The following is a 14,440-nucleotide window of genomic DNA, read 5'->3' as shown; positions in this document are numbered from 1 at the left end:
CCGGGGTCAGGTCCTCCATTTCTACACGAGCCCAACCGTAGCTTCGGCTACGGTTGGGCTCGTGTAGAAATGGAGGACCTGACCCCGGATTATTCCAGCATGCTGATGCGCACGAGGTCGGCCACGTTGTCGACCCCGAGCTTGCTCATCAGGCGCGCCTTGTGCACTTCCACCGTGCGCACGCTGATCCCCAGCGCCGGACCGATGTCGCGGTTGTGGCGCCCCAGCACCACCAGCTCCATCACCTCGCGCTCGCGCGGCGTCAGCTCGCTCAGCAGGTTGGCGCTGCGGGTGCGCCGCTGCTGCTCGCTCTGGTTGGCGCGCGCGCGCGCCAAGGCCTCGTCGATCGCCGCGATCAGCTTGGCGTCGTCGAACGGCTTTTCCAGGAAGTCCACGGCGTCGGCCTTGAACGCCGCGCGCGCCATGCTGACGTCGCCATGGCCGCTCATCACCACCACCGGCATGCGGCAGCCGCGCGCGCGCAGCTCGCGCTGCAGGCTCAGCCCGTCCATGCCCGACATGCGGATGTCGACCAGCAGGCAACCGCTCCAGCCGGCCTGCCAGCCCTGCAGATAGGCCTCGGCGCTCGCGAACACGGCGGTGCGGTAGCCGCGCACGCCCAGCAACAGCCCCAGCGCGTCGCGCACGGCCGGGTCGTCGTCGACAATGAATACGGTTAGATCATGCTGCAACATAGTTCTCCTGCCCTTCCACTACGGGGCGCGCCAACGGCAGCGCCATCCTGAATATGCCGTGATCGCCCACCTCGGCCCAGAGCGAGCCGCCGTGCGCTTCCATGATGGCCCGGCTCAGCACCAGGCCCAGTCCCATGCCGCTGGCCTTGGACGAGACGAACGGTTCGAACAGGCGCGCCGCCAGCTCGTCCGACACGCCCCGGCCGCTGTCCTCCACCGTCAGCTGCAGGCAGCCGCCCTTGCCGTGGCGCTTGCTGTCGAGCCGCTGGGCCGACACCGTGATGCGGCGCGCGCCCTCGGGCCGCTCCTGCACCGCGTCCAGCGCGTTGGCCAGCAGGTTGCGCAGCACCAGCTCGAGCTGCAGGCGGTCGGCCAGCACCGCCAGCGGCGGCATGTCCTCCACCCGCAGCGTCACGCCGTGCGCGCGCAGCTGCACGTAAAACTGCTGGCCGACGCCGGACACCAGCTGCGCCGCGTCGACCGGCTCCAGCTTCATGGCGCCGGTGCGGAAGAAGTCGCGCAGCCGCCGCACCACGTCGGCAGCCCGCCCCGATTCGGCGATCATGCGCTGGATGGCGTTCTTCAGCAGCGCGCCGTCCGGCCCCGGATCGTGGCGCTCGAGCAGGAATTCGCAGGCCTTGCCGTACGCGCCCAGCGCCGTCAGCGGCTGGTTCAGCTCGTGCGCGAGCGCGGCCGCCATCTCGCCGGCCGCCGCCAGCCGCAGCGACTGCCTCAAATCGTTCGACACCTGGCGCAACTCGTCCACCACGATGCCGATCGAGAAGCCCACCAGCGCCAGCATGGCGTCCAGCATCTGCAGCTCCGGCACCTCGATGTTGACCGCGTGGTTCCACTTGACCAGCGCGCCGATGCCCAGCTGCAGCGCGAACACCATCAGCGCCGTGCCATACACGCCCTGGCGCGAGGCCGCCCAGATCACCGGCAGGAACAGGAAGTAGAAATGCTTGAACTCCGAGGTGGCGATGGTGCCGAACACCAGCGTCAGCACGACGATCGCCAGCGCCAGGTAGCCCAGCGTCTCGTAGCGCCACACCGCGGCCCGCAGGCGCCGCCGCCCCTGCGCGCTGGACAGCATCCACACCAGCGGCATCGACACCAGCATGCCCACCATGTCGCCGATGCCGAAACGCAGCACCACCGCCGCCCACTCGCCCGGCGGGATCAGCCCGGCCAGCGACAGCAGCGACATGTACACCACGTCGTTCAGCAGCGCCCCCACGGTCAGGATCAACACCCACCGGAACAGGCTCTTGCGGCTGTCGAACACGCCGCCGCCGCCGAAGGTGCGGCGCAGCACCTCGCCGATCAGGCCGTAGCCCACCGTCAGCCACAGCGACAGCAGCAGGGTCAGCGGCAGGCCGGCCGGCATGCCGCGCACCACCATCTCGGCCAGCACCAGCGCGATCCACCACGGCAGCGCCGCGCGCCAGCCGTACGCCAGCCAGCACACCAGGCCCAGCGCGGGGTCCGGGTTCCACGGCGTGATGTTCAAGCCGTACAGCGGATCGATGTAGGTGGCCCAGTCAAACAGCAGGTACAGGGCGACGAACGCCGGGAATACCAGGTAACGGGGCTGGGGCGAGGCTGTCATAGGGGCCGGCTTGTATCGCAATGTATCATTATGCGTTGCCCCAGCTCATCTTGCATTGCTTTTCGCAGTACGAGTAACCCTTAGCGCCACCGCATCCCCTCTATACAACAGTCGAATTATCTAAGCGGCAATTATTACGGGAAATCCGTAGATCTTTACCCCAATTTACATTGCGTTACATGAACACTACACTCGCGGCTCGCCCACAAGGCCACCTTTTGGAAGAGTTCCAATGTCGCAGTCCATCACCATCCGCGCCGGCGCGGCGGGCTTTACCGGCCTCAAGCACCTGCGCGAGACGCTCAAACTGGCGCTGCGCGCCGCCCTGCACCGCCGCGCCACCTGCGCCTGGCTGCAACTGCTGAATTCGCACCCCATGTTCGGCGAGCTGATGCAAACCCGCCCGCGCCTGGTGTACAAGATCTACCGCCCCTACCTGAGTAACACCATGCCCTGCCGCGAACGGGTGGCCCTGCTGCGCGCGCACTACCGTCACGTGTTGCGCCTGGGACTGGGCCCGCTGACCGTGCGCGCCGCGCGCGCCCCCGTGCCGCTGGCCAGCGTCGCCGGCAAGGGCGGCCTGCCCTACCGCCTGCAGCTGCGCGCGATCGAGCCGATGGAGCGCGAGGGCGAGCTGGTGCTGCAATTGCTGCAGGGAAGCGACTTGGTGTACAGCTGCGCGTTCTCCTTCGTCGACGGCGAACAGGGCATGCTGCTGGGCATAGGCTGCATGCAGGGCCCGCGCGGCGAACACGGCCTGCGACTGATCAAGGACGCCACGCGCGAACTGCACGGCCTGCGCCCGAAGAACCTGATGGTGAAATTGCTGAGCCAGATCGCCCACGACCACGGCTGCGTGGCGCTGCGGCTGGTGAGCAACCGCAACCGCGTGGTGTGCGGCGCCACCCGCCAGGGCAAGGTGCACGCGGACTACGACTGCCTGTGGCGGGAACTGGGCGCGACGCCGCGCGCCGACGGCGATTACCAGCTCGCCAGCGAGCCGATCCGCGAACCGGACCTGGAGGCGATCGCCTCCAGGAAGCGCTCGGAGGCACGCAAGCGCCACGAGACGCTGTGCGAGCTGGCCCAGGCGCTGGCGGTCAGCCTGCACGCGCCGCGCATGGCGGCCGTGCCCAGGCTGGCGCCGGCGGCGGCGGTGGACGCGGATAAGTACGCACTAGCGTAAAGAAATCCGGTACCATGGGCTTTTCGTCCGAGGAGAAATACCATGCGCGTGGATATTTATTGCCGAGATGAAGCACAGGGCAAGCACAGCTACCTGGCGGTACCGGAAGGCAAGCCGATACCGGAGGAGGCCACCAACACCGACTGGCACGCCGAGGCCCAGCACGTGGAAGTCGACGACGACCGCGACGAACTCCCCAAATACCATATCGAACGGCCGCTGGCGCAGATCGGCGCCAAGGGCTACGCCATCACCGGCGTCGGCGCGCAGTTCTGACGCGCCGCCGGCGCTCCGGCGCAAGCCGGGGCCCGTGGAACGCCGACCCGGCATGGGTCCCGGCTTGCGCCGGGACGACGCTAGTATTCGACCGCGACTTCCTTCGCGCCCAGCACCTGCCGCAGCGCCAGCTGCAACTCGTCCGACGGCGCCACCCGCCACGCCTCGCCCAGCTGCAGCACGCAGCTGACGCCTTGCGGCTGGATGCGCGCGGAAATCGGCAGGCCGTCGGCCTGGCGGTACGGCGCCAGCACCTCGGCCACCTTTTTCGCGTCGACCGTGGTCGGCAGGGCCATGGCCAGCTGCTTGCCGTGCTTGACGCGCGAGCTGATGATGTCGAACACCTTCTCCGCCGAGATCCGCAGGCCGCCCGAGAAGCGGTCCTCCGACACCTTGCCGATCACCGCCAGGAATTCATCCTCCTTGAACATGTGCTTGTGTTCCTCGAACACCTCGGCGTACACGGTCACCTCCACCACCGCGCTCTTGTCGTCCAGCGTGACGATCAGCAGCTTGCCGCGCTGGGTCATCTGCGGACGGATGCCGGTGATCACGCCGCACAGGATGCGCGGATCGCGCGACGGCTCCAGATCGGCCAGCTTGGTGCGGGCGAAGCGGCGCGCCTCGCCGGCAAAGGAATCGAACATGTGGCCGGACAGGTAGAAGCCGAGCGCGATCTTCTCCTCGGCCAGCTTCTGGCGGTCGGTGAACGGCGCCGCCTTGACATAATCGGGCGGCGGCTCGAGATCGCTGTCGTCGCCGCCGAACAGGCTGACCTGGTTGGCCGATTTGGCCTGCTGGTCGGCGTATTCCATGGCGAAGCCGACCGAGGCCAGCAGCACCGCGCGGTCGACGCCGAAGCAGTCGAAGGCGCCGGCGCGGATCAGCGACTCGATGGTGCGGCGGTTGATCTGTTTCTTGTCCACCCGCTTGCAGAAGTCGAACAGGCTGGTGAACGGCCCGCCCGCCGTGCGCGCGGCGATGATGGCCTCGATCGCGTTCTGGCCGGCGCCCTTGCAGGCGCCCAGGCCATAGCGGATCTGCGTCACCTTCTTGCCGCTGACCGAGGGCGGCGGGCCGTCCGGCACGAAGCGGAAGTCGGACTTGTTGATGTCCGGCGGCAGGATGGTCAGGCCGCACACGTCGATCGCGTCCTCGACCAGGATCTTGACCTTCTCGGTGTCCTCCATGGCCAGCGACATATTGGCCGCCATGAACGCGGCCGGATGGTGCGCCTTCAGGTAGGCCGTGTGGTACGACAGCAGCGCGTAGGCGGCCGCGTGCGACTTGTTGAAGCCGTAGCCGGCGAACTTCTCCATCAAGTCGAAGATCTCGTCGGCCTTCTCGGTCGACAGGCCGTCCTTGGCGGCGCCGGCGCGGAAGATGGCGCGGTGCTCGGCCATCTCCTCGGCCTTCTTCTTGCCCATGGCGCGACGCAGCATGTCGGCGCCGCCCAGCGAGTAGCCGCCGACGATCTGCGCCATCTGCATCACCTGCTCCTGGTACACCATGATGCCGTAGGTTTCGGACAGAATCGACTCGGTGCGCGGATCGGGATAGTCGAACTTCTCGCCGTGCTTGCGCTTGCAGAAGTCCGGGATCAGGTCCATCGGCCCCGGACGGTACAGCGCCACCAGCGCGATGATGTCCTCGAAGCGGTCGGGGCGCGCGTCCTTCAGCATGCCCTGCATGCCGCGCGACTCCAGCTGGAACACGGCGACCGTCTTGGCCTTGGTCAGCAGGTCGTAGGACGGGCGGTCGGTCAGCGGCAGCTTGGCCAGGTCGAAGTCGGCCTCGGCCGGATCGAGCGCCTTGATGTAGCGCACCGCGCGGTCGAGGATGGTCAGCGTGGTCAGGCCCAGGAAGTCGAACTTCACCAGGCCGACGGCTTCGACGTCGTCCTTGTCGTACTGCGACACCACGCCGGAATCGCCGGACTGGGTGTACAGCGGACAGAAGTCGGTCAGCTTGCCCGGCGCGATCAGCACGCCGCCGGCGTGCATGCCGATGTTGCGGGTGATGCCCTCCACCTGCTGCGCCAGGTCCAGCAGCTGCGCCACTTCCTCCTCGTTCTGCTGGCGCTCCTTCAGCATCGGCTCCTCCTCGATCGCCTCGGCGATCGACACCGGCTTGCCCGGCTTGAACGGGATCAGCTTGGAGACGCCGTCGCAGAAGTTGTAGCCGAAGTCCATCACGCGGCCGACGTCGCGGATCGCGCCCTTGGCCGCCATGGTGCCGAAGGTGGCGATCTGCGACACCGCGTCGCGGCCGTACAGGTCCTTCACGTGCTGGATCACCAGCTCGCGCTTCTCCTGGCAGAAGTCGATGTCGAAGTCGGGCATCGAGACCCGTTCCGGGTTCAGGAAACGCTCGAACAGCAGATTGTATTTGAGCGGGTCGAGGTCGGTGATCTTCAGCGCGTACGCCACCAGCGAGCCGGCGCCCGAACCCCGGCCCGGGCCGATCGGCACGCCATTGTTCTTGCCCCACTGGATGAACTCCGCCACGATCAGGAAGTAGCCCGGGAACTTCATCTTGATGATGGTGTTGTTCTCGAATTCCAGGCGCGCCTCGTAGCGCGGGCGTTCCTTCTCGCGCCGCTCGGGATCGGGGAACAGCTGGATCAAGCGCTCCTCCAGGCCCTTCTTGGTCTCGGCCACCAGGAATTCATCGATGGTCATGCCCGGGGTCGGGAAGTTCGGCAGCTGCGGCTTGCCCAGCGTCAGGGTCAGGTTGCAGCGCTTGGCGATCTCCACCGAGTTTTGCAGCGCGGCCGGCAGGTCGTGGAACAGCTCGCCCATCTCGGCCTGGGTGAGGAAGCGCATCTGCTCGTTGAAGCGCTTGACGCGCTTGGCGTTGGCCAGCATCTCGCCCTCGGCGATACACACGCGCGCCTCGTGGGCGATGTACTCGTTTCGCGAGATGAACTGCACCGGGTGGGTCGCCACCACCGGCAGGCCCAGCTTGGACGCCAGCGCCACCGAGTGGCGCACCTGCATCTCCTGGTTGGGCTGGCCGGCGCGCTGGATCTCGATGTAGAAATGGCCGGGGAACAGCTGCGCCCACTTGCGCGCGTTGGCCTCGGCCAGCGCCGGGTTGCCGTTCTCGATGGCCATGCCGATGTCGCCGAAGTGGGCGCCGGACAGCGCGATCAGGCCGTTGGCGGGCGAGTCGTCCGGCAGCAGCGGGTAGCTTTTGGCGGTCAGTTCCTGCAGCCACTCGGTGCGGATCTCCGCGCGGCCCTTGTACTGGTTGGTGAGCCAGGCCTGCGACAGCAGCTCGCACAGCTGCAGATAGCCCATGCGGTTCTTGGCGAACAGCATCAGGCGCGATGGCTTGTCGCGGTTCTCGTCGTTGGTGATCCAGCAGTCGACGCCCACCACCGGCTTGATGCCCTTGCCGCGCGCGGCCTTGTAGAACTTCACCATGCCGAACATATTGGCCAGGTCGGTCACCGCCAGCGCGCCCTGCTGGTCCTTGGCGGCCTGTTTGACCAGGTCGTCGATGCGCACCAGGCCGTCGACGATGGAATATTCCGAGTGCACCCGCAAATGGACGAAAGACGGTCCCGCGGGTACGACTGCAGTGCGGGTCATTTCTTGTTGGTTTGCTACCATGTTCATAGGCGGGTTCAATACTGGATCAATAACCCCCTATTTTACCGCGCAGCCGGCCATACCGATCAATCTGATTCAGCCCCCACGCTTCATAGCCGGACTTACCACATTATTTGCGCCGGCTACTGCGCGGCACAAAAGGGCTGGGCGTCCTCCCTTGGCTCGGACATCGAAGCCAGTGACTCCGCAATGAACGTCACGGGCAAATCCGGATTGTCGAGCGCGGCGCGCCCCACTCTTGCCCAGAATTCGATTTGCCCCGCGATGGAGCGATGCTCTATAGCAGCATCCTGCCTGGCTTGCTCATACAGCTCTTGGCTGATACGGATCGAGGTACTTCCCGCCATCGCTGCCTCCGATTACCACAATTGTGGTAAGAATCTTAGCACTGGAACGCGTATAATGTCGCCTTTCCCTTTTTTGTTCCTCACCATCATGCAAGCTAATACTGCTTTACAAGCTGAAGCGCATGCTGGCGTTGCTCCGCACGTCAACATCGCCGCCTACAAATTCGTCACCTTCGACAACACCGAAGAGATGCGCCCGCAATACCAGGACATCTGCAACCGCCTGGGCCTGAAGGGCACCATCCTGCTGACCCCGGAGGGCATCAATATGTTCCTGTCCGGTCCGCGCGCAAATATCGACGAGTTCATGGCCTGGGTGCGCAGCGACGCCCGCTTTGCCGACCTGGAAGTGAAGGAAAGTTTCTCGGCCGAGCAATCGCACAAGCGCATGCTGGTCAAGATCAAAAAAGAAATCATCACCATGCGCATGCCGCTGATCAAGCCGGAAGAAGGCCGCGCGCCGTTCGTGGAAGCCAAGACCCTCAAGCGCTGGCTCGACAACGGCGTCGACGACAACGGCAAGCCGGTGGTCATGGTCGACACCCGCAACGATTTCGAAGTGGACGTCGGCACCTTCGACAACACGGTCGACTACCGCATCAAGAAGTTCACCGAATTCCCGGAAGTGATCGCCGCCCACAAGGACGACTTCGCCGGCAAGACCGTGGTGACCTTCTGCACCGGCGGCATCCGCTGCGAAAAAGCCGCGATCCACATGCAGAACATCGGCTACGACAACGTCTACCAGCTCGAGGGCGGCATCCTCAAGTACTTCGAGGAGGTCGGCGGCGACCACTACACCGGCGACTGCTTCGTGTTCGACTACCGCACCGCCCTCAATCCGAAACTGGAGCCGACCGAGACCGCCCAGTGCTTCAACTGCCGCGCCGTGGTCACCCCGCGCCAGCAACTGTCGCCGGAGTATGTGGTGGGCGAATCGTGCCCGCACTGCTACGGCAAGAAGAACTAAAGCATTTGCCGGCGCAGGCGCTCCTGCGCCGGCAGTTCGAACCAGCGATACAGGAAATAGGCGGCCACCAGGGTGAGGCTCATGAACAGGGCAAAGAAACCCACGCTGCGATAAGGAATCGCCACGCCGCGCGCATTGCACGCCAGCGCCAGCGCCAGCTGGATGGGGAAGTGGATCAGGTAGCTGGAATAGGTCATATTGCCGGCCGCTTCGATCCCCTGCTGCCAGCGCGGCGGCACGCGCAGGTCACGCGCAAGCAGGAACAGCAGCAGCGGCAAATAGGCCAGCAGGAACATCGGTGCGACCTGGTCGTGCGGACGATTGGCCAGATACAAACCCACCGGCGCGGCCAGCACCACACCCAGCAACGCATAATTCAGCGCGCGCGACGACCACCAGCGGCCATAGGCCATCGCCGCCATGCCGCCGGCGAAGAAATACGCCACCGCGTCCACCGCAGGCAGCACCTGGTTGCCCCACTGCCATTTGGCCAGCGTGCAGGCCAGCAGCACAGCCGCGCTCACCCACACCGAACGGCCGAGCAGGCGCAGCACCACAAAGAACAGCAGGTACACCAGCACTTCCACCGAGATCGACCAGATCGGCGCGTTGAAGCTGTAACCATCCTGCAAGCCCCAATGGCTGGCCAGGAACAGGTTCAGGATCAGGTGCTTGAGGTCGTTGTGCTGGTAGACGAAGTAGTAGCCGCGTTGGGCGAAGTACATCAGTTGCAGCAAGCCCACCAGGATCATGGTGGCGAAATGCAGCGGATACAGGCGCGAAAAGCGCAGCACAAAGAATTTGCCCGCGCCGATCGCACCGTCGGCGATCGCCGTGCGGTATTTCCAGAAGAAGATGAAGCCGCTGATGCACCAGAACACCTGCACGCCGTAAAAGCCGTAGCGGTAGAACACCAGGAACAGCCCGTACAGCGGCTGCGCCTCGGTGACGAAATCCACCGGCTTGTCGGCCACGAAGGCGAAGTGCTGGTAATGCCAGAACAACACCGCGATCGCGGAAATGAAACGCAGGATTTCCAGTCCCAGCAGTTTGCTCTGGCGCGCGGGCTGCATCGCGGCCTTATTCGAAATGCGCCGCCAGCAGGCGCACGTCTTCCGCCGACAGCACCCCTGCTTCGGACCGCAGGCGCAACGCGGCCAGCATGTAGGTATAGCGGGCTTGCGCCAGGTCGCGCTGGGCGGTGACCAGCTGGCGTTGCGCGGTCAGCAGGTCGAGGTTGATGCGCACGCCGCCCTTGATGCTCTGCTCGGTGGCGGTGATCAGCAGCTTGGCCGATTCCACCGCCCGCAGCAAGGCATTGATGCGCGCCACGCTGCTGGTCACCTGGTTGTAATTGCGGCGCAATTCCACCAGGCTCTTGTCGATTTCAGCCTCGAGATCAGCCTGCGCCTTGCCGCGGTTGGCGGCCGCCTGGCGCGTGGCCGCGCTCACCGCGCCGCCCTGGTACAGCGGAATCGTCAACTGGAAGCCGACGCTGCGCACCTTGGTTTTTTCATCAATCGTGCTGGTGGTGTCGGAATCGAGCTTGCCATAGGTGGCGGTCAGGTCCAGGCGCGGAAAGTGGCCGGCGCGCTGCTTGTTGATTTCCTGGCTGGCCACCTCCACGCCCTTGGCCAGGGCCTGGATGTCGGGATTCTGCGCCAGCGCGGTTTTTTTCCACTCCTCGTAAGGCTGCAGGTCGGCATTGGACACCTGATAGCCGGGACGCAGGTGGTCCAGTCCCTTCACATCCTCGCCCACTACGCCAGACAGCGTATCCAGCGCCGTCTTGAGCGCGTCTTCCGCTTCCAGCACCGAGGCCTCGGCCAGGTCCAGGCGGGAACGCGTTTCCAGCTCGTCGGTGCGGGTGCCCTCGCCTTTTTTGTACAGCAGGGCGTTGACCTTCATCTGCTCGGCGTACATGTCGCGCTCGGTGCGGGCCAGCGCCAGCTGGTCTTCCTTGAGCAGCGCCTCCAGGTAGGAACTGACCACGCGCATGATGACTTCCTGGTTCTGCGAGGCGAACTGCGCCTCGGCCTGTTCGCTTTGCGCCTTGCCCTGCTTGTAGCGCGACCAGGCATCCACGCTGAACAGCGGCTGGCGCACCTGCACCGTGGCGTTGCGCGAGTTGTAGTCCTGCGCCTGGGTCTTGCCGAAATACTCGATGGTATTGCGGTTCTGACTGCCGCTGTAGTTGATCGACACGCTCGGCAACAGCGACGAACGGCCGAGGATGCGGTTTTCCTTGCCGCCCTCCGCCTGATAGAAGGCGGAGCGGTAGACCGGATCGTTTTTCAGCGCGGCTTCATAGGCCTGCATCAGGCTCATGGCCGAGGCGTTGGCGCACAACAGCATGCAGCCCGCCGCCAGCGGCAACAGTTTGGATGGCTTGAACACTTAGTCCTCCGACATCGACGTTTTGGCGCGGTCGAAGACCGGCTTCAGCAGATAGCTCATCATGGTGCGTTCGCCGGTCTTCACGAACAGTTCCACCGGCATGCCGGGCACGATGTTCAGCTTGTGCGCGGCAATCAGCTTGGCGCCTTCGGGCGTCACGCGCGCGCGCACCTTGTAGTAGGGCTGGCCGTTGCGCTCGTCCACGGTGCGGTCGGCGGCCACCTGGATGATCTCGCCCGGGATGTGCGGCGTCTTGTTGGTATTGAAGGCCGAGAAGATCAGCTCGGCCGGCAGGCCCACGTGCACGCGGTCCACCAGATTGACCGCCAGCTGGCCTTCCACCACCAGCGCGTCCCCGGTCGGCACGATTTCCATCATCTTGGCGCCTGGCGAGACCACGCCGCCCTTGGTGAACACATTGCTGCCCACCACCACGCCATCGACCGGCGACTTGACTTCCACCGCGGCCACCTCATACTGCTGGCCCTGCAAACGGCCGGCCAGCGATTCGGCCTCCTTGTGCACGTCCGACAGCTGGCTGCGCACTTCCTTCTGGTACTCCTGCAGGCGCTGGGTGCGGCGCAGATTGCTTTCCGCCACCTGGCGGCGGGCGCGCGCCAGGTTGCCGACGTCTTCCGAGATGGCGCCGCTGACCTGGGCGTAAGTACGCTCCAGTTCCAGCAGGCGCGAGCGCGGGATGTAGCCTTCCTTGGCCAGGTCGCGGCTGTTGTCCAGTTCTTCCTTCAGGAAGCTCAGCTGGGCCTTCTTGCTTTCGCGCGATTCGTCCAGCCCCTGGATTTGCGCGCTCAGGCCGGCGGCGTTTTCGCTCATGGCGGCCAGTTCGCTTTCCAGCGCCAGTTGACGCGAGCTCAGCAGCTGGCGTTGCAGTTCCATGTTTTCCTGCACGCGCGGATCGTTCTTGTACGGTTCCAGTTCCGGCGGGAACGGCACCGTCTTGCCGCCTTTCAGCTCGGTCGTCAGGCGCGCTTCGGCGGCGCGGCTGACGATGTACTGCGCCAGCGTGGTGTTCATGGCCGAGCTGGCCTGCACATCGTTCATGCGCACCAGCACCTGGCCGGCCTTGACCACGTCGCCGTCGCGCACCAGGATGTCCTGCACCGTGCCGGCGCTCAGGTACTGCACCGTCTTGCGGTTGGTTTCCTTGGATACGAAGCCGGACAGGGGCACGCCCTTGTCCAGCGGCGCGAAGCTGGCCCACAACAGGAAGCCCAGCACGCCGCCCAGCACCACGGTCCAGCCGACCTTGGCGTAGGCGCCGGCGTCGGTATTCACTTCCAGTGGCGTGACGTCATGCGAAATGACATCGGTTGCCGGCTGCTCCGGCTTTTTAATGAGATTGCCTGCCATGATTTACTCCTGATTCGTCGCGGCGCCAGAAGCGCCAGTCTGGGCGGCCTGCTGCGCCGCTTGTGCGGCCTGAGCTGCTTGTGCGGCTTGCTGGGCGGCCTGCTGTTGCGCGGCCTGCTGGGCAGCCACCTGTTTCTGCTGCTGGGCCTGCAAGCCCTGCAACACTTCCTGGGTCGGGCCGAAGGCGGCCACCGCGCCATCGCGCAGGAACAGCAGCTTGGTGGTGGCGCCAATGATGCTGGTGCGGTGGGTGATCAGCACCACCGTCTTGCCGCGCTGGCGCATGCCTTGCACGGCCGCCACCAGCGCCGCCTCGCCGGCGTCGTCGAGGTTGGAATTCGGTTCGTCCAGCACCAGCAGCGCCGGGTCGCCATACATGGCGCGGGCCAGGCCGAGGCGCTGTTTCTGGCCGCCCGACAGGCCGCCGCCGCCATCGGCCAGCAAGGTGTCGTAGCCTTTCGGCAGGTGCAGGATCATGTCATGCACACCGGCGCGCTTGGCCGCCTCCACCACTTTCTCGGCATCGACCTCGCCAAAACGGGCAATGTTGTCCGACACCGTGCCGGCGAACAGTTCGATATCCTGCGGCAGGTAGCCGAGGTTCGGCCCCAACTCCCCCTTGTTCCACTGATAGATGTCGGCGCCATCCAGGCGCACCTTGCCCATCACCGCCGGCCACACGCCCACCATCAGGCGCGCCAGGGTCGACTTGCCGGAACCGCTGGGGCCAATCACGCCCAGCACGTCGCCGGCCTGGATGGCAAAATGCACACCGCGCAGCACCGGCACGGTGACGCCCGGCGGCGAAGCGCTGACGTTTTCCACCGACAGATTGCCCTTCGGCGTGGGCAGTTCCATGCCGGCCGGACGGGCAGGATTTTTTTCCAGCAGGGTGCTCAAGCGCTCATAAGCGCTGCGGGTCGAGGACCAGCTTTTCCAGGTGGCGATCACCTGCTGCACCGGCGCCAGCGCCTTGCCCACCAGGATCGAGGCAGCGATCATCATGCCCGGGGTCAGCTTGCCTTCCAGCACCAGCAAGGCGCCAAAGCCCAGCACCAGCGACTGTTGCGACGATTGCACAAACTTGGTGACGGCATTGATGATGCCGGCCTTCTCGCTGGCCTTGGCCTGCAGGTTGAGGAAGCGCGAATGCAGCTTGAACCAGCGGTTCATCAGGTTGGGCAGCATGCCCATCGACTCGATCACCTCGGCGTTGCGCAGATTGTTGGTGGCCAGATTGCCGGCCGTGATGGCCATGGTGTTGGCTTCCGCCAGCGGCTCCTTGGTGGCGCGTTCGTTGACGTAGGCCAGCCCGATCAGGATCAGCGTGCCGCACACCGAGAACACGCCCAGGCTCGGCTCGAACACAAAGATCACCGCCAGGTAGATCGGGAACCATGGGGCGTCAAAGAAGGCAAACAGGGCATTGCCGGTCAGGAATTGACGCAGATTGGTCAGGTCCGCCAGCGACTGGCCGGCGTTGCCGCCGGCCGCCTTGAGGTTTTGCTCGAAGGCGGCGGTGTAGACGCGCTTGTTCATTTCCATGTCGAACTTGGCGCCGACCCGCACCAGCACGAAGGACCGCACCAGCTCCAGCACCGCCATGAAGGCGTAGCCGCACATCATCAGGATGGTCAGCATCAGCAGGGTGATTTCGTTGCGGCTGTTCAGGACGCGGTCGTACACCTGCAACATGTAGATGGACGGCACCAGCGCCAGCAGGTTGATGATGGCGCTGAACACGCCGATGGTATAGAAGGTCCGTTTAAAACTGGACAAGATCGTCTGGATCTCGTTCTTGGCATTCACGAGTGTTTTCATAGCTTGGGCAAATGAAGGGGCGGCAAGGCCGCACAAAGAGCTTCTTTTCAGAAAGACGAGACATTATCCCTCAATTCGCTCAAGAAATGTGATGTACGTCACAAATTTTTAGCGGCGCCACACTTTTCAGCCTAAAAGTAAAAAACCCCCG

General features: G+C 64.9%; 11 protein-coding genes. 3 read left to right on the top strand and 8 right to left on the bottom strand.

Annotated elements, in window-relative coordinates:
- Nucleotides 1-89: 89 nt before the first annotated feature.
- Both FHW83_RS04530 and FHW83_RS04525 read right to left on the bottom strand, forming a co-directional pair.
- Nucleotides 90-695 carry a response regulator transcription factor gene (locus FHW83_RS04530; protein ID WP_229224018.1) on the bottom strand — a complete coding sequence of 202 codons (606 nt, stop codon included), beginning with the start codon at nucleotides 693-695 and terminating at the stop codon, nucleotides 90-92.
- Nucleotides 682-2,307 (bottom strand): ATP-binding protein, encoded by a 1,626-nt coding sequence (locus FHW83_RS04525; protein ID WP_176645171.1) that lies wholly within the window; start codon nucleotides 2,305-2,307, stop codon nucleotides 682-684. Before FHW83_RS04525 ends, FHW83_RS04530 begins: the two co-directional genes overlap by 14 nt.
- 232 nt (nucleotides 2,308-2,539) lie before the next feature.
- Between FHW83_RS04525 and FHW83_RS04520 the strand changes: the two genes are divergently transcribed.
- Both FHW83_RS04520 and FHW83_RS04515 read left to right on the top strand, forming a co-directional pair.
- Complete coding sequence (locus FHW83_RS04520; RefSeq protein ID WP_176645170.1) at nucleotides 2,540-3,493, top strand: VirK/YbjX family protein; 954 nt, start codon at nucleotides 2,540-2,542, stop codon at nucleotides 3,491-3,493.
- Nucleotides 3,494-3,535: 42 nt separating this feature from the next.
- A complete protein-coding gene (locus tag FHW83_RS04515) occupies nucleotides 3,536-3,769 on the top strand; it encodes a DUF6139 family protein (protein ID WP_176645169.1) in 234 nt (77 codons plus the stop codon).
- Between the two features lie 80 nt (nucleotides 3,770-3,849).
- On the opposite strand, the gene dnaE is transcribed toward FHW83_RS04515, so the two are convergent.
- Entirely contained in the window at nucleotides 3,850-7,392 is a 3,543-nt protein-coding gene (dnaE, locus tag FHW83_RS04510; RefSeq protein ID WP_176645168.1) for a DNA polymerase III subunit alpha, read from the bottom strand.
- A 116-nt stretch (nucleotides 7,393-7,508) separates the two neighbouring features.
- Nucleotides 7,509-7,733: a ParD-like family protein gene (locus FHW83_RS04505; RefSeq protein WP_176645167.1), complete on the bottom strand. Its 225-nt coding sequence runs from the start codon at nucleotides 7,731-7,733 to the stop codon at nucleotides 7,509-7,511.
- 88 nt (nucleotides 7,734-7,821) lie between these two features.
- Here FHW83_RS04505 and FHW83_RS04500 point away from each other — a divergent pair, with 88 nt between their 5' ends.
- The gene (locus FHW83_RS04500; protein ID WP_176645166.1) at nucleotides 7,822-8,703 is read left to right on the top strand and encodes a sulfurtransferase; all 882 of its coding nucleotides are present in this window, start codon (nucleotides 7,822-7,824) and stop codon (nucleotides 8,701-8,703) included.
- Here the strand turns inward: FHW83_RS04500 and FHW83_RS04495 are convergent.
- The 4 genes from FHW83_RS04495 to FHW83_RS04480 are packed head-to-tail and all read right to left on the bottom strand — an operon-like array spanning nucleotide 8,700 to nucleotide 14,289.
- Nucleotides 8,700-9,776, bottom strand: a complete 1,077-nt coding sequence (locus FHW83_RS04495; protein ID WP_176645165.1) for an acyltransferase — start codon at nucleotides 9,774-9,776, stop codon at nucleotides 8,700-8,702. The two genes, FHW83_RS04500 and FHW83_RS04495, sit on opposite strands and share 4 nt — an antisense overlap.
- A 7-nt stretch (nucleotides 9,777-9,783) precedes the next feature.
- Complete coding sequence (locus FHW83_RS04490) at nucleotides 9,784-11,100, bottom strand: TolC family outer membrane protein (RefSeq protein ID WP_373997165.1); 1,317 nt, start codon at nucleotides 11,098-11,100, stop codon at nucleotides 9,784-9,786.
- The gene (locus FHW83_RS04485) at nucleotides 11,101-12,468 is read right to left on the bottom strand and encodes an HlyD family type I secretion periplasmic adaptor subunit (protein ID WP_176645164.1); all 1,368 of its coding nucleotides are present in this window, start codon (nucleotides 12,466-12,468) and stop codon (nucleotides 11,101-11,103) included.
- A 3-nt stretch (nucleotides 12,469-12,471) separates the two neighbouring features.
- A complete protein-coding gene (locus FHW83_RS04480) occupies nucleotides 12,472-14,289 on the bottom strand; it encodes a type I secretion system permease/ATPase (RefSeq protein WP_176645163.1) in 1,818 nt (605 codons plus the stop codon).
- Nucleotides 14,290-14,440: the final 151 nt, after the last annotated feature.

It is taken from the genome of Duganella sp. SG902, from assembly GCF_013376005.1.
GTDB lineage: Bacteria > Pseudomonadota > Gammaproteobacteria > Burkholderiales > Burkholderiaceae_D > Rugamonas.
This window is presented reverse-complemented; position numbering and strand designations above follow the sequence as displayed.